The sequence below is a fragment of the Plastoroseomonas hellenica genome (assembly GCF_018129085.1).
Classification (GTDB): domain Bacteria; phylum Pseudomonadota; class Alphaproteobacteria; order Acetobacterales; family Acetobacteraceae; genus Plastoroseomonas; species Plastoroseomonas hellenica.
Genome location: NZ_JAAGBB010000016.1, coordinates 1 through 15,332 on the forward strand (window position 1 = coordinate 1; position 15,332 = coordinate 15,332).

Annotated in this window: 12 protein-coding genes, 2 tRNA genes and 1 pseudogene; 6 read left to right on the forward strand and 9 right to left on the reverse strand. The window is 69.0% G+C overall.

Features of this window, described 5'->3' with window-relative positions; genetic code table 11:
- Positions 1–386 (reverse strand): annotated as a pseudogene (locus GXW71_RS14420) (hypothetical protein); the annotation flags it as partial.
- Between the two features lie 346 nt (positions 387–732).
- Between GXW71_RS14420 and GXW71_RS14425 the strand changes: the two are divergent.
- Positions 733–1,299, forward strand: coding sequence for a DUF2569 family protein (locus GXW71_RS14425; protein ID WP_211853231.1), 567 nt, complete (start codon positions 733–735; stop codon positions 1,297–1,299).
- Between the two features lie 6 nt (positions 1,300–1,305).
- On the opposite strand, the gene argS is transcribed toward GXW71_RS14425, so the two are convergent.
- Positions 1,306–3,078, reverse strand: a complete 1,773-nt coding sequence (argS, locus tag GXW71_RS14430; protein ID WP_211853232.1) for an arginine--tRNA ligase — start codon at positions 3,076–3,078, stop codon at positions 1,306–1,308.
- Positions 3,079–3,094: 16 nt separating this feature from the next.
- Positions 3,095–4,249, reverse strand: coding sequence for a deoxyguanosinetriphosphate triphosphohydrolase (locus tag GXW71_RS14435; RefSeq protein WP_211853233.1), 1,155 nt, complete (start codon positions 4,247–4,249; stop codon positions 3,095–3,097).
- 217 nt (positions 4,250–4,466) lie between these two features.
- On the opposite strand from GXW71_RS14435, the gene GXW71_RS14440 reads away from it, so the two are divergent.
- Both GXW71_RS14440 and GXW71_RS14445 read left to right on the forward strand, forming a co-directional pair.
- Positions 4,467–4,817, forward strand: coding sequence for a HesB/IscA family protein (locus GXW71_RS14440; RefSeq protein WP_211853234.1), 351 nt, complete (start codon positions 4,467–4,469; stop codon positions 4,815–4,817).
- Positions 4,817–5,596 carry an exodeoxyribonuclease III gene (locus GXW71_RS14445; RefSeq protein ID WP_211853235.1) on the forward strand — a complete coding sequence of 260 codons (780 nt, stop codon included), beginning with the start codon at positions 4,817–4,819 and terminating at the stop codon, positions 5,594–5,596. Before GXW71_RS14440 ends, GXW71_RS14445 begins: the two co-directional genes overlap by 1 nt.
- A 431-nt stretch (positions 5,597–6,027) precedes the next feature.
- Here the strand turns inward: GXW71_RS14445 and ilvD are convergent, their stop codons facing one another.
- The 5 genes from ilvD to GXW71_RS14470 form a co-directional block, all read right to left on the reverse strand.
- Positions 6,028–7,746, reverse strand: a complete 1,719-nt coding sequence (gene ilvD, locus GXW71_RS14450) for a dihydroxy-acid dehydratase (protein ID WP_211853236.1) — start codon at positions 7,744–7,746, stop codon at positions 6,028–6,030.
- Positions 7,747–7,786: 40 nt separating this feature from the next.
- Positions 7,787–10,483 carry a valine--tRNA ligase gene (locus GXW71_RS14455; protein ID WP_211853237.1) on the reverse strand — a complete coding sequence of 899 codons (2,697 nt, stop codon included), beginning with the start codon at positions 10,481–10,483 and terminating at the stop codon, positions 7,787–7,789.
- Between the two features lie 228 nt (positions 10,484–10,711).
- Positions 10,712–11,239 (reverse strand): DUF2497 domain-containing protein, encoded by a 528-nt coding sequence (locus GXW71_RS14460; RefSeq protein ID WP_211853238.1) that lies wholly within the window; start codon positions 11,237–11,239, stop codon positions 10,712–10,714.
- Positions 11,240–11,301: 62 nt separating this feature from the next.
- Positions 11,302–12,744, reverse strand: a complete 1,443-nt coding sequence (locus GXW71_RS14465) for a TolC family outer membrane protein (RefSeq protein ID WP_246526578.1) — start codon at positions 12,742–12,744, stop codon at positions 11,302–11,304.
- Between the two features lie 141 nt (positions 12,745–12,885).
- Complete coding sequence (locus tag GXW71_RS14470) at positions 12,886–13,578, reverse strand: protein-L-isoaspartate O-methyltransferase family protein (protein ID WP_211853239.1); 693 nt, start codon at positions 13,576–13,578, stop codon at positions 12,886–12,888.
- Between the two features lie 118 nt (positions 13,579–13,696).
- On the opposite strand from GXW71_RS14470, the gene GXW71_RS14475 reads away from it, so the two are divergent.
- The 3 genes from GXW71_RS14475 to GXW71_RS14485 all read left to right on the forward strand — a co-directional run bounded on the left by GXW71_RS14475 (position 13,697) and on the right by GXW71_RS14485 (position 14,261).
- Positions 13,697–13,770, forward strand: a tRNA-Cys gene (locus tag GXW71_RS14475).
- Positions 13,771–13,863: 93 nt separating this feature from the next.
- Positions 13,864–13,939 (forward strand) — tRNA-Asn (locus GXW71_RS14480).
- A 172-nt stretch (positions 13,940–14,111) separates the two neighbouring features.
- On the forward strand, positions 14,112–14,261 hold the full coding sequence (locus GXW71_RS14485; protein WP_211853240.1) for an Arm DNA-binding domain-containing protein: 150 nt from the start codon (positions 14,112–14,114) through the stop codon (positions 14,259–14,261).
- A gap of 313 nt (positions 14,262–14,574) precedes the next feature.
- Here the strand turns inward: GXW71_RS14485 and GXW71_RS14490 are convergent, their stop codons facing one another.
- A complete protein-coding gene (locus GXW71_RS14490; protein ID WP_211853241.1) occupies positions 14,575–15,063 on the reverse strand; it encodes a hypothetical protein in 489 nt (162 codons plus the stop codon).
- Positions 15,064–15,332: the final 269 nt, after the last annotated feature.

A 15,332-nucleotide genomic window follows, 5' to 3' on the forward strand; every position in this document is an offset into this window, starting at 1 on the left:
GCCGGTGCCGCGGGGGCCGGCGCGACCGCGGGCGGGGGCGCGGCGGCCGGCGGCTGCGCCACCTGCTGGCGGAGCGCATCCAGGCGCGGTCCTTCCGATTCGGGCGCCAGCCGTGCCGTGCCGGTGGGGCGCCGGTCGCGATCGAAGATCAGCTCGTCCTGGTTCTGCACCCGGAGCCCGCCGGGATCGGTCGGCCGTACGCGGATCGGCCGCGGATCCGGCTCGATCAGCGGCACGCCGCGGCCGCCGCCGCGCGAGAAGCTCCAGACTGTCAGGGCGCCGATCAGCAGGGCGCCGAGGATCGCCGCGAAGACTCCGAGCATGCGCCAAGGCGGCCCGCTCTCGCGCTCCGGCCGCACACGATAGGAAGGCGTCAGGTCGCTCACCGCGTCACATCCCCTGGGCCCGGCCCGAAACCACCATGATCAACAGCCTCCGCCGACGCACCCGCGGCGGCGCCCCCTGTGTTGTGACACGAACCGGCCGGAATCTAGGCCGGACCGCGGGGACTTCTAGGCGGAACCGGCGGAGGAGGAAACCGCGCGAAGGCCCGGGCGCCAGGAAGCCGCATATCCCATAGCCCAGCCCCCGGATTCGATCGGAGCGGGATCGGTTGCATGGCCGGGCTCGCCGGTGTCATGACGCCTCATAATTCGAACAAAGAAAGAACGAATTCAGGCGACATGGCTCGCGACCTCCTCTAAACTGAAACGACCATTGCCGGAGCCAATGATGGACACCTCCCTGTTTGTGCAGATCTTGCCTGCCCTGATCGTGGTGCTCTTGATTCTAGGAGCAATCAGTTACTTCGCGGCCAAAGGGGCTCGCGAGGAAGCCAATCGGGGCCTCGGCGTCACGCCGGGCTTCAAAGGATGGCTCCTCGTGCTCGTCGTCATATTGACCTTGACGCCGATCCGAATCCTGTTTGGCTTTGTTGGATACTACAGAAGCCCCTTCATCGCGACCCTGATGCACGAGTTTCCGATTTCCTTTTATACCGAAGCAATCCTGAACGGCGCTCTTCTCATCACCGCACTGACGACAGTCGCATATACGCATGGGAAGAAGAGGGAGTTCAAATTCGCCTACTATATTCAGTACTTCGTCGGCGCAATCGCCTTCCCGGTGAATTTGCTGGCCATGACCGTCGCCCTGCATCGCCGCGGCCTCGAGGCCCAACTTTTCGACGAGGAAGGAATGGTGGCGATCGCAGGCTGGATCGCCATGGTGGCGATCGGCGGCCTCTGGGCCACCTACGTGGCGAAGTCCCGGCGCGTGGCCGTGACCTTCGTCAACTGACGAAGGTCACCGCATCTCCTCGACCGGGGTCACGCCCATCACCGCGAGGCCGGCGCGGATCACGCTGGCCGTTGCGGCGACCAGCGCCAGGCGGGCCCGGGTCGCTTCCGGCTCATCCTCGCGGATGAAGCGCAAGGTCGCGTCCTCGCGCCCGCGATTCCAAAGCGCGTGGAAGTCACCCGCCAGATCCGCCAGGTAGAAGGCCACACGATGCGGCTCCCGCGCTTCGGAGGCGGCTTCGATCAGGCGCGGGAAGGTCAGGATGCGGCGGAGCAGCGCCATCTCTGCGACATCGGTCAGCGCATCGAGCGGCGCTCCCGCCAGCACCGCGGCCTCCGGGTCGCCGGCCTGGCGCAACACCGACCGGCAGCGGGCATGTGCGTATTGCACGTAGAAGACCGGATTGTCGCGCGACTGTTCGATCACCCGGTCGAGGTCGAACTCCATCTGCGCATCGGATTTGCGGGTCAGCATCGTGAAGCGCACGGCGTCGCGCCCCACCTCCTCGATCAGGTCGCGGAGCGTGATGTAGGTGCCGGCGCGCTTCGACATGCGCACCGGCTCACCGCCCTTCAGCACATGCACGATCTGGGTCAGCACGACATCGAGCGGCACACGGCCGTTGGAGAGCGCCGAGACGGCCGCCTGCATGCGCCGCACATACCCGCCGTGATCGGCGCCCCAGACATGCACCAGCGCGTCGAAGCCGCGCTCGATCTTGTGCAGGTGGTTGGCGATGTCATTGGCGAAATAGGTGCCGGAACCATCCGACTTGCGCAGCGCGCGGTCCACCTCGTCGCCGAACTGGGTGGCGCGGAACAGGGTCTGCGGCCGCGGCTCCCAGTCATCGGGCGTCTTGCCCTTGGGCGGTTCCAGCACGCCGACATAGATCAGGCCGGCGGCGTCGAGCCGTGCCTCCGCTTGGGCGAGCTTACCGTCGCGGACGAGCCCGGCTTCGCTGACGAACACGTCGTGCTGCACGCCGAGCAACGCGAGATCCTCACGGATCGCTTCCATCATGCGGGCGACAGCGAAGTCGCGGACAGTATCGAGCCAGAGCGCGGGTTCGATCGGGGTCTTCTCCGGCGTCGCCAGGGCGCCGCCATGCGCAGCGGCCAGCGCTTCACCGACCGGGATCAGGTATTCGCCGCGATACTGCAGCCCGCCCGGCACCGCGGCGGCATAATCCTCCTCGGTCATCGCGGTGCCGATCGCCTGGAGGTAGCGCCAGTAGGTGGCATAGCCGAGCGCCTGCACCTGCGCGCCGGCGTCATTGATGTAGTATTCCTTGGTCACGTCCCAGCCGGCCTTGGCCAGCAGGTTCGCCAGCGCATCGCCCACCACGGCGCCGCGGCAATGGCCGACATGCATCGGCCCGGTGGGGTTGGCCGAGACATACTCCACGTCCACGCGCCGCCCGGCGCCGATCGTCGCCTCGCCATAGCGCGGCCCCGCCGTCAGCACTCCCGGCAGCCGCGCCCGCAGCCAGCTCTCGTGCAGGCGCAGGTTGACGAATCCCGGGCCGGCCGGCGCCGCTTCCGCCACCATGGGCGCCGCGATCAGCTTCTCCGCCAGCGCGGCCGCGATCTTCTGCGGCGGCTGCCGTGCCGGCTTGGCCGCGACCATCGCCGCATTGGTCGCCATGTCGCCATGCGCCGCATCGCGCGGCGGTTCCACCAGCACGCGCGCCAGGACATCGTCCGGCAGTTCGGGGAACAGCGCGCGCATCGCCCCGCGCACCTCATCCAGCACGGCAGCGAAGATATGAGTTTCGGTCATTGTCACTCGCGAAAGTTCAACCGGGAATGTCGGGATCGGTGAGGCGGCGATGCTCTTCCAGCGCGAAGCGGTCGGTCATGCCGGCGATGTAGTCGCAGACGGTCAGCGCGCAGTCGCGGCTGCCGGCATCGCCCGCCCGTGCCTGCCACGCGGCCGGCAGCATCTGCGGGCTGCCGTGCAGCAGGGTGAAGAGCAACTGCAGCACCCGGCGGGACTTCGCCATCGAACGGTTGACGCGCCAATGCCGGTACATGCGGGTGAACAGGAAGCGCCGCACCACCTTGTTGGCCTCCGCCATGGTGTCGGAGAAGGCGATCACCGGGTCCGCGGCGGCGCGGATATCCGCGGCGGAGCGCGGCGCCAGCGCGGCGATGCGCCGCCCGGCCTCCGCCACCACGTCGATCACCATGCGATTGATGACGCGGCGGATCATCTCGGGTGCCAAGCGCTCCGGCGGCGCGCCCGGCGCCGCATCCCGCGCATCGGCCAGAGCCTCGCCGAGCAGGGGCAGCGCCGCCACCTCGTCGAAGGTGAAGAGCCGGGCGCGCAGCCCGTCGTCGAGGTCGTGGTTGTTGTAGGCGATATCGTCGGCGATCGCCGCGACCTGCGCCTCGGCCGAGGCATGGCTTGCCAGATCCAGCGGATGCAGCCGGTCGTATTCGGCGATGTAGGGCGGCGGGCTCCGCACCGGGCCATTGTGCTTGGCCAGGCCCTCGAGCGTCTCCCAGGTCAGGTTCAGCCCGTCGAAAGCGGCATAGCGCGCTTCCAGCAAGGTCACGGCCCGGAGCGACTGCGCGTTGTGGCTGAAGCCCCCATAGGGTTTCATCATGGCGTCCAGCGCCTCCTCCCCGGCATGGCCGAAGGGGGGATGGCCAAGGTCATGGGCCAGGGCGAGCGCTTCCGCCATGTCCTCGTCCAGCGCCAGCCGCCGCGCGATCGAGCGTGCGATCTGCGCCACCTCGATGCTGTGGGTCAGCCGGGTGCGGAAATGATCGCCCTCGTGGAAGACGAAGACCTGGGTCTTGTATTGCAGGCGCCGAAAGGCCGTTGCGTGGATGATACGATCCCGGTCGCGCTGGAAGGGCGAACGCGAATCGCCCGCCGGCTCGGGATGGAGCCGGCCGCGCGAGGTTTCGGGCTGGACGGCCCAGGGAGCGCGCTGGCTGGACATGGGCGGGCTCTAGAGCAGATCGCCGTGGGGCGGAAGCCCGGAGGCAGCAATCTGCCCGTCCGGCAGGAGGCCCGCCCCAAGCGGCATGCCCGCAACCCCCGCATCATTGGAATGGATCGCGATCCGCCCTATCTTCCAGGGCAAGATCGTGTTTGCGAGCAGTTTCCCGCCTCCGGGCTTCCGCCCCGCGGCGATCTGCTCCCGGAGATTGCCCACCATGCCAGACGGCGCCCTCACCCAGAGCTTCCGCGTCACCCCAGCCGCCGCCGCCCAGGTCGCGGCCATCGCCGCGCGCGAGGGCAAGCCCGGCGCCGGGCTGCGGCTCGCCGTGGAGGCCGGCGGCTGCTCCGGCTTCCAATACCGTTTCGCGATCGAGGAGGTCCCCGCCGACGAGGACCTGGTGATCGATGGCGGCCCGGCGCGGGTCTTCGTCGACCCGGTCTCGCTGGAGCTGCTGGCCGGGGCCGAGCTGGACTGGGCGGAAGAGCTGATCGGCGCGCATTTCGCCATCCGCAATCCCCAGGCAAGCTCAAGCTGCGGCTGCGGCACCTCCTTCGCCATCGCCTAATGCGCCTCGCCACGTTCAATGTGAATTCGGTGCGCCGGCGCGTGCCGCATCTGGCGCGTTTCCTGGAACGCGCGCAGCCGGATCTGCTCTTCCTGCAGGAGCTGAAGTGCCAGACCGCCGAGATGCCCTGCCTGGATTTCGAGGCGCTGGGCTACAAGGCGCATGCGGTCGGCCAGACCGGCGGGCGCAACGGCGTTGCGGTGCTCGCGCGCATCCCCTTCGAGGTGGTGGCCGAGCGCCTGCCCGGCGAGGATGACGACGCCCAGGCACGCTACATCGAAGTCGCCGCCGGCGGCATCCGGGCCGCCGGCATCTACCTGCCGAACGGCAATTCCGGCGGCGAGGATGGCTATGCCTACAAGCTGCGCTGGATGGCGCGGCTGCGCGCGCTGGTCGAGGAGCGGCTGGACAGCTTCACGCCCTTCGCGGTGCTCGGCGACTACAATGTCTGCCCGGCCGAGGCGGATCTTGCGCCGGGTGCGCTGCCGCCCACCGACGCGCTGGTGCGCCCGGAAAGCCGGGCGGCTTTCCGAGCGCTGATTAACCCCGGCATGACCGACGCGCTGCGCGCGCTGCATCCGGCCGAGCGGATCTACACCTATTGGGATTACGGCCCGGCTTTCGAACAGAACCGGGGTCTGCGCATCGATCACGCCCTGCTCTCACCCGAGCTGACCGAGCGGCTCGCGTCCTGCACCGTCGATACGGCGCCGCGCAGCGAGGAGCAGCCTTCCGACCACACCCCGCTGCTGATCGAGCTTCAGAGCGGATCGCCCTAAGGCGACATCGCCCGGAAGCTCGATCTGCCCGCCGCTTTAGTACGGCCGGACGGTCACAGAAGGCGACGGTGCCACATAGGTTGGCGCCGGCGCCGGCGTCACATAGGTGGTGGACGGCGGAGCCGGTTCACGAACGACGACACGGTCCGGCTCCCGCGGGTTCACGACGCACCCAGCCAACGGGACGGCGGTGGCGGCGAGCAGGACAGCCATGACAACGGTGCGCATTGAGGTCTCCTTTTCTGAAATCGCAATGGCCGACCGGGAACGCGCCCAATCGGCCCAGGGTTTCAGGGAGCTGAAGCGTGGCCATTGCGGAAGCCTGCCGCAGCAGGCCAGGCCAGGATGCCAGCCGGAGGCCAAGGCATTGAAATTGCATACGATTTGGAGCGCGCGGAACGGCTGCTCCAAGGAGCCGTTCCGCGGCCTACTCAGATATCGGCGTAGGTGTGTGTCTCCGCTGCCGCACCCGGCTGGGTCACGGCGCCGAGATAAGCCGGTCCCACCGTCTGCGCATATTTCCAGAGCACGCCGGAATTGTAGTCGGTCCTGCGCGGGGTCCAGGCAGCGCGGCGCTGCGCGATCTCCTCCTCCGGCAGGATCATGTCGATCGTGCCCTTCTCGGCGTCGATGACGATCCTGTCGCCGTTTCGGAGCAGCGCGATCGGTCCGCCGACCGCGGCTTCCGGCCCGACATGGCCGATGCAGAAACCGCGCGTCGCGCCGGAGAAGCGGCCATCGGTGATCAGCGCCACCTGCTCGCCCATCCCCTGCCCGTAGATGGCGCTGGTGGTGGACAGCATCTCGCGCATGCCGGGCCCGCCCTTCGGCCCCTCGTAGCGGATGACGATGATGTCGCCCGGCTTGTAGGCGCGCATCTCGACCGCCTTGAAGGCATCCTCCTCGCAATCGAAGCAGAGCGCGGTGCCCTCGAAGCGCAGGGCGTGCAGGCCGGCGATCTTCACGATGGCGCCTTCCGGCGCCAGGTTGCCCTTCAGGTCCACGACGCCGCCGATCGGCGAGATCGGGTCGGAAACCGGACGGACCACGTCCTGATCCCTGGGGAAAACCACGGCCTTGTGGTTCTCAGCAAGGGTCTTGCCGGTGACCGTCATGCAGTCGCCGTGCAACAGCCCGCCATCGAGCAGCGCCTTGATGATCACCGGCACACCGCCGACCTTGAAGACGTCATAGGCGACATAGCGCCCGCCCGGCTTCAGGTCCGCGATGTGCGGCGTGCGGCGCATGATCTCCGCCACGTCCTGCAAGGTGAAGCGGATGCCGCATTCATTGGCGATCGCGGGCAAATGGAGGCCGGCATTGGTGGACCCGCCGGTCGCGCCGACGATCACCGCGGCATTCTCCAGCGCCTTCAGCGTGACGATGTCGCGCGGACGGATGTTGCGGCGGAGCAACTCCACCACCGCCTTGCCGCTCTCATAGGCCCAGTGGTCGCGATCGAGATCCGGGGCCGGGGCGCCGGCCGAATAAGGCAGTGCGAGGCCGATCACCTCGCTGATGCAGGCCATGGTGTTGGCGGTGAACTGGCCGCCGCAGGCGCCTTCGCCCGGGCAGGCATGGCGCTCGATCTGGCAGAGGCGCTCCTCGGTCATCAACCCGGCGCCGTATTGCCCGACCGCCTCGAACACATCGACGACGGTGACGTCCTTGCCCTCGAACCGGCCGGGCATGATGGAGCCGCCATACATGAAGACGCTCGGTACGTTGAGCCGCGTCATCGCCATCATCATGCCGGGCAGCGACTTGTCGCAGCCCGCGAGCCCGACCAGCGCATCGTAGCAGTGGCCCCGCATCGTGAGCTCGACGGAATCGGCGATGACCTCGCGCGAGACCAGCGAGGACTTCATGCCCTGGTGGCCCATGGCGATGCCGTCGGTCACTGTGATCGTCGTGAACTCGCGTGGCGAGGCGCCGGCCTCCTTCACGCCGCGCTTCGAGGACTGCGCCTGGCGCGAGAGCGCGGTGTTGCAGGGCGCCGCCTCGTTCCAGCAGGTGGCGACGCCGACCAGCGGCGCCGCGATGTCCTCCTCCGTCATGCCCATCGCATAGTAGTAGGAGCGGTGCGGCGCCCGCTCCGGCCCGATGGTCACGTGGCGGCTCGGCAACCTGGACTTGTCCCACTTGGTCATGGCGGCGGCTTTCCCTCCCTATTGATTGCTCAGCGCTGACTTACTTTCCGAGGCGCGCGAGCGCGGCATCGAGCCGCGCGATCTCAGCCTGTGCTGTAGCCAGCCGCTCGCGATTCTCCTCGACCACCTCTTCCTTCGCGCGCGCGACGAAGTCGGGATTGCCGAGCTTGGCCTCGATCTTCTGAGCCTCGACGTCGAGCTTGCCGCGCTCCTTGGAAAGGCGCGCGCGTTCGGCGGCGAAGTCGATGATGCCGGCGAGTGGCAGCATCGCGGTCGCCTCGCCGACCACGAATTGCGCAACGCCGGCCGGCGCCTCGCCGGCCAGGGCGGTGAGCTCGGTGACGCGGCCGAGGCGGCGAATGGCATCGATCCAGCGGCCGGCGCGGGCCAGCGTCTCCGGCGTCGCGCCCTGCAGCAGCAGGGGCGCGGTGACCGAGGGCGGCACGTTCATCTCCGCGCGCACGGTGCGCAGATCGCCGATCAGCGAGACCACCCAGTCGAGCTCGGCGCGCGCATCGGCTGCGCCTTCGACGGTGATGGCCCCGGGCCATTCCGCCCGGATCAGGCTGCAGGGCTCGCCATAGCCGAAGCGGTCCCAGAGCTCCTCCGTGATGTAGGGCATCGATGGGTGCAGTAAGCGCAGGATCACGCCGAGCACATGCTGCGCGACCCCCTTGATCTCGGTCTTCTCCGCCCCGTCCGGGCCGTTCAGCACGGGCTTGGCGAATTCCAGGAACCAGTCGCAGAAGCCGTTCCAGACGAAGCGGTAGCTCGCCTGCGCATAGTCGTCGAAGCGATAGGCCTCGAGCGCGAGCGAGGCATCCGCGACCGCGCGGTTGGTCGCATCCAGCAGCCAGCGTGCCAGCGGCGTCTTGACCGCGGCGGCATCGAACCGCACGTCCGGCGCGATACCGTTCATCTCCAGGAAGCGCGCGGCGTTCCAGAGCTTGGTCGCGAAGGCGCGATAGCCCTCGACGCGCTGCCGCCCGAGCTTCACGTCGCGTCCGGGGCCGGTCAGCGCGCAGATGGTGAACCGCACGGCGTCGGCGCCATAGGCGTCGATCAGCTCCAGCGGGTCCATCACATTGCCCTTGGACTTCGACATCTTCTGCCCGCGCTCGTCGCGCACCAGGCCGTGGATGTAGATGTCCCGGAACGGCACATCGCCCATGAAGTGCATGCCCATCATCATCATCCTGGCGACCCAGAAAAAGATGATGTCGAAGCCGGTCACCAGCACGCTGCCCGGGTAGTATTTGGCGAGCTCGGGCGTCTTCTCCGGCCAGCCGAGCGTGCTGAAGGGCCAGAGCGCGCTGCTGAACCAGGTGTCGAGCACGTCGGGGTCGCGGTCCAGCGCCACGTCATGCCCGAAATGCGCGCGTGCCTTCGCCTGCGCCGCCGCCTCGTCACGGGCGACGAAGATCATGCCTTCGGGCCCGTACCAGGCCGGGATGCGATGCCCCCACCAGAGCTGGCGGGAGACGCACCAGGGCTGGATGTCGCGCATCCAGGCGAAGAAGGTGTTTTCCCATTGGCGCGGGTGGAAAGTCATGGCGCCGCTCTCGACTGCCTTGATCGCCGGCTGCGCGAGGGTCTTGGCGTCGCAGTACCATTGCCAGGTCAGCCGCGGCTCGATCGGCACGCCGCCGCGGTCGCCATGCGGCACGGCATGGGTGTGCGGGTCGATCTTCTCGACGAGGCCGAGCTCCTCCAGCCGGGCCACGATCGCCTTGCGGGCCGCGAAGCGGTCCTGCCCGGCAAGGCCGCGCACGAAATCCGCATCCGCGACGCCGGGAATGTCGCGCAGGTCGGCCTCGATCTCCTCCAGCGTCACCAGCGCATCCGCGGTCAGCACGGACGGCATCGCCAGTGCGTGGCGCCGGCCGACCTCGAAATCGTTGAAGTCGTGCGCGGGGGTGATCTTCACCGCGCCGCTGCCCTTCTCCGGATCGGAATATTCATCCGCCACGATCGGGATGGCGCGCCCGACCAGCGGCAGGATGGCGCGCTTGCCGACTAGGTCCGCGAAACGAGGATCCTCCGGGTGCACCGCGATCGCGGTGTCGCCCAGCATGGTCTCCGGCCGCGTGGTCGCGACCGTGATGAAGCGGCCTTCCTTGCCTTCCACCGGATAGCGCAGGTGCCAGAGGCTGCCCTTCACCTCCCGGCTTTCGACCTCGAGGTCGGAGATCGCGGTCAGCAGCTTGGGGTCCCAGTTCACCAGGCGCCGGTCACGGTAGATCAGCCCCTGGTCATGCAGCGTGACGAAGACCTCCCGCACCGCGGTCGAGAGCCCGTCATCCATGGTGAAGCGCTCGCGTGGCCAATCGAGCGAGGCGCCGAGGCGGCGGAGCTGGCGGGTGATGCTGCCGCCCGATTCCGCCTTCCATTGCCAGACGCGGTCGAGGAAGGCCTCCCGCCCCATCTGGCGCCGATCCTTGCCTTCGGAGGCCAGCAGCCGTTCCACCACCATCTGGGTCGCGATGCCGGCATGGTCGGTGCCTGGCTGCCAGAGCGCGTCCCGGCCCTGCATCCGCCGCCAGCGGGTCAGCGTGTCCTGGATCGTCATGGTCAGCGCGTGCCCGATATGCAGGCTGCCGGTGACGTTGGGCGGCGGGATCATGATGGTGAAGGGCGCGGCATTGCCCTCGGGGCGCGCGCCGAAGGCGCCCGCCTTCTCCCAGCCCTCATAGAGGCGCTGTTCGACGGCGGCGGGATCGAAATTCTTGTCAAGCATGGCGCATCCCTTCCGCGCCCGAGGGGCCCGCGTCAAGTGCGCGGGCGGCATAACAGACGCATCAGCCATAGCGCCACGCGGCCGCAGGCCGCCGCCGGTTCCTGCGGAGCGAGCGAAGCGATGCTCCGGGGCCGCGAATGCGGCCCCGCGCGCGACCATCAGTTGTCGCCGGTGCGCCCTGACAGCGCGAAAGCCAAGCCGGCGGATGCCGGCGCCGGCGATTGAGGACTAAGAAAGGGCCCTACCCACCACGCGCTCGATCTCGGTCCGGACCAGCCGCTCCACCATCGGCGGCAGGTGCTCGTCGAGCCAGGCCTTGAGCAGCGGACGGATCTCCTCCCGCACCAGATCCTCGATGGTCGGGCCGCCACGATGCACGGCGGCGTGGCGATCGGCGCTGACCGCCCGCAGCAGGTTGCCGACCGAAGCGGCGGCGGCGGCCGCGGCAGCCGGCGCGAGCAGATTCGCCGCCTCAGGCAAGGATGGAGCGGGCTCAGGGGTGGCGGGCGGCGGTGCTGCGGTTTCGGTCATCGGTTCCGGCTCCGGCTCCGGCGGGACGGCGGGCGGCGGTTCGACCGCGGCCGGCGGGGTGGGTGTTTCGGCCGGCGGGGCGGCGGGAGCATCGGCGGCGGGCGCATCGCCGCCCACCAGCATCGCCTCGGTCAGCGCGAAGGGCTCCGCCTCGGGCGGCGCAGCGGAAGGCTGAGCATCGTCTTCGTTCAGGATGCGGCGGATGGAAGCCAGGATGTCTTCCATCGTGGGATCGCCAGCGGATGGCCCTGGCGATCCCGGCGATCCCGGCTTCCTGTCCGCCCCACTCACGGCCGCGGCGCTCCGGCCGATGCCGCGGAGGCGGTCGGCACGGCGGGTGCCGCCGCGACGCCGGAGAGGTCGCCGGTGCCGGCCCAGCGGTTCCGCACCGCCCGGTAATAGGCCTCCATGTCATAGGACTGGACCGGCAGGTTGAGGTCCCGCGTGTTCAGCCGCCCGACGGAGCCGGCCAGCGAATAGGATGCGGTGACCACATTGGCCAACGCCTGCACCAGGTTGACGCGGGCGCTCAGCAGCTCCTGCTCGGCGTTCAGCACGTCGAGCGTGGTCCGGCTGCCGACCACCGCCTCGCGCTGCACGCCATCGAGCGCGATCTCGGCGGCACGGATCTGCGCACGTACCGAATCGACCTGGGCGCGGGCGGCGGCCAGCGTCTCCCACGCCGCCTGGGCCTGCTGGCGGGCCTGGAGGCGCGCATCCTCGATCGCAGCGCGCGCCTGCTGCGCCTGCTGGCGCGCCTGGCGCACCAGCGCATGCTCGGCCCCGCCCTGATACAGCGGCACCGACAGCGTGGCCGTGACCTGGGAGCCCGTGAGGCGGGTGCCGCGCGTCTGCGGATTGTCGTTGCGGAAGATCTGCGCCTGCAGGTTGGCCTGCGGCAGCAGCGCGCCGAACTGCACGTCGATGAAGTCGCGGGCCGCCGCTTCATCGAACAGCGCCGCGACCACGGTCGGGTTGTTGAGGCCTGCCCGCTCCACCGCGTCCTGGGCGGAGCGGGTCGGTGGCGCCAGCGGTTGCGGAGGCGTCAGCCGCGCCGGCACAGCACCGATGGTGCGCTGGAAGACGGCGCGGGAGGTCTGCAGATTGCCTTCCGCCGCGGCACGGTCGGCGCGGGCGCCGGCCAGCCGGCTTTCCGCCTGCGCCACGTCGGTGCGGGTGATCTCGCCGACCCGGAAACGCTCATTCGTCGCCTGCAACTGGCGGGTCAGCACCTGCACGTTGTTGGTGCGGAGGCGCAACAGCTCTTCGTCGCGGATGACATTGGCATAGGCCGTGACGCTGTCCTGGAGGACCTGCTGCTCGGTCGCCAGCAGCCGGGCGCGCTGCGCCAGGACCTGGTTCTCGGCGCGCCGGGTCGATGCGACGGTGCGACCGCCCCGATAGAGCGGCTGGGTCACCGTGCCGGCCAGCGACAGGCCGTCGCGGCTGACATCGTTGTAGACCGAGCCGCGGCCCGTTCCGCTCGGCGAGCGGGCGGTCGCGTCGGTATAGCTGCCGGAGGCGGACATGGTGACCGTCGGCCGCCAGCCGGCGAGCGCCTGCGGCACATTCTCATCCACCGCGCGGAGCTGGGCGCGGCCGGCAAGCAGGGCGGGGTTGTTGGCATAGGCGGCGGCCAATGCCTGCTGCAGGGTCTGTGCGGCAGCGGGGGCAGCGGACAGACCAAGCGACGCTGCCCCGAAGAGCATGGCGTATCGTAGAGCCGTCATCGGCGGAACTATCTCCGGGTGGGCGGCGCGGGGCCGCCCGTGAAGGACAAGGTTGGCGCGAGCCTAGCGCGCCCCTCCCCGGCATTGCCAGCGCGCCCGGTCCGGCCCTGCGGGGAACCGGCGCCTATATGGCCTGGGACCTCAGAAAATGAAGTGGGGCCCAGGCAGGAAGGCCGGCAGTGGCGTCGTCGCGCAATCGAAGGCGGGCAGAGTCGTGAAGCTCTCGCCCACCCGCCGGACCAGGATGGCGTGGCGGGCCGGCGGGCGGTCCCGCAGCACCGTCGCCAGCCGCCCACCTTCGGCGAGCTGTTCGAGAATCGGGCGCGGCACCGCCGGCACCTCCCCCTCGATGAGGATGACGTCATAGGGCGCGCCGGCGGAATGCCCGGCGGCCGGCGAGGCCTCGACCAACGTCACGCTGCCGGCCTCGGTCACCGCCGGCAGCGCGGCTCGGGCGATCGTGAGCAGCGCGGCGTCATCCTCCACCGCAGTCACGGCGGCACCCATGCGGGCCAGCAATGCAGCGCCGTAGCCGGTGCCCGCGCCAAGCAGCAGCGCACGCTCTCCGCGCCGCAGCGCCAGGAGCTGCGCCAGCCGGGCCAGCACCATCGGCTCCATGAGGGCGCGGCCGCCGGGCAGCGCCACGTCCTCGTCCTGGTAGGCGCGCGCGGCGAGGCCGGGCGGCAGGAACTGCTCCCGCGGCAGGTCGAGCATGGCGGCGACGATGCGCGGATCCGTCACCTTGTTCGGCCGCAACTGGCCATCGACCATGAAGCGCCGGGCGGCGGCGAAATGGGCGGTCATGTCCTGCGCGGCAGCGGCGGCGGCGTCCATGCGGTGCATATCCTTCGCGTTCGGCGGCGTTATAGGTCGGCGCGCGCCGGGGCGCCAAGCCGATGCTTGACCCGGCGCCCCGCGCACAGGATAGAGGGGGCGCCCGCGAGGGAGCGATGGTCGGTTGGCCGAGTGGTTAGGCTCGGGACTGCAAATCCCGCCACGCCGGTTCGATTCCGGCACCGACCTCCATTCCCGCGCTGGCGGCATGGCGCGCCGAAAAATCTCCCGGCGGGGGGTTTCCATCGGTATCGCTTCCTTGTTATAGGGCGCGCCCGCGGCTGATCCCCGATAGCTCAGTTGGTAGAGCAAGGGACTGTTAATCCCTGGGTCGTAGGTTCGAGTCCTACTCGGGGAGCCATCCACCCTTCCTGGACAGTCCCAGGAAGCCCCAAAGATGGCTCCGCACCGCGGTTTCTGCGCCCTCGCGCTTCCCCTGCCATCCCGCATAGACCACCATCATCCCGAACGATCAGCGGGTATTCAGCGGGTATCGGGTCCGCTCGATACCCGCTCCTGGGACGACGCAGGGAATGCCGCTCACCGATTTGAAGGTCCGCGCCGCGAAGGCGCGTGAGAAGCCGTACCGGCTGCCCGACGCCGGCGGTCTCCACCTCTATGTCCCGACCACCGGCAGCCGCCTCATCCTGATGCTGTCCGTACCCTCACTCGCCCCCGCCTGACCTAGCGGGCCCGTTCCCCCGCTGGCTTCTCGTGTCCGTAGCTGTCTTCATGGTCGGCGCTGCCGGGCGCGTTCCCTCCGCATGAATCCGAACAGCCTTCCTTGGAACTCGGACCCTTTTCAGGAACCGGACGTGAGAGCCACTCTGTTCCAATATATGATCGGGACTGACGCGGAGGGCTGGATCGGATGGCCGGAGTTCGAAGAGGCCTTCAAAGCCAGCTGGGTTGATACTGACGCCATGACCGCGCGCTGCCAGCCGTCGCGCTCACGTTAGGCGGCGGTATGGACGCATCCAACTCGGCCGCGACGCCTCAATTCCGCGCGGCTCCCGAGGAGCGATCCCGGACGGTCTTCGCCAGTTCCTGCAGAACGGTATCGTGAAGCCGGACCATGCCGTTGATGCTCCAGAGCAGATGCTCGGCGTTGGCCCAGTAGTTTCCGCTGAGGGAGCCATCCTTCGCCTCGAAGCCGCCGATAATGTCCTCTGGGGGCACCCGTCCGTTCGGACCTTCCGGCGTTCGGGCATCGATGATGTAGATCCATCCGTCCCCCTGCTCGGCTGCGTCCCGGCGCATCTCTTCGCTGCGCGGCATTATACGCTGGATGGCCTCGTGCATGAGGCCGACGAAGACCGGGTTGGGTTCGAAATTGTCGTGGCCCTCGGGGCCGACGAAGAAGCCGACGATGGCCTCATCAGGCAGCTGTCCGAATTCCCCAACCTGCTCGGGCGGAAGGAAGGACAGCGCCCGCTTCTGGGAAGCCGGCGGCCGATTTGGTTGCTTCGATCGGAACGGCCACATCGAAATCTCCTCGTCACCCGTGAGAAGCGGCGCGCCTCACTCTGAAGTCGCCAAGCCAGGGTACAGCGTCTTGCCGAGAAGGCGCCAGGAGCAGCGCTAGCAGATCTGCCGCGCCTGCGGCCGTCGCGGGCGAGCTTCAGGCCGCTTTGCCCCGGCCGCAGCCTGTCGGTTCTCTCATCTCGGTCTTGAGCCACGCATCTAGTTCGGCCGGCAGGTAGTGGGCGTGCTTGCCGAGGCGCTTACAGGCAGGCCCTGCGCCTCTCCACGCC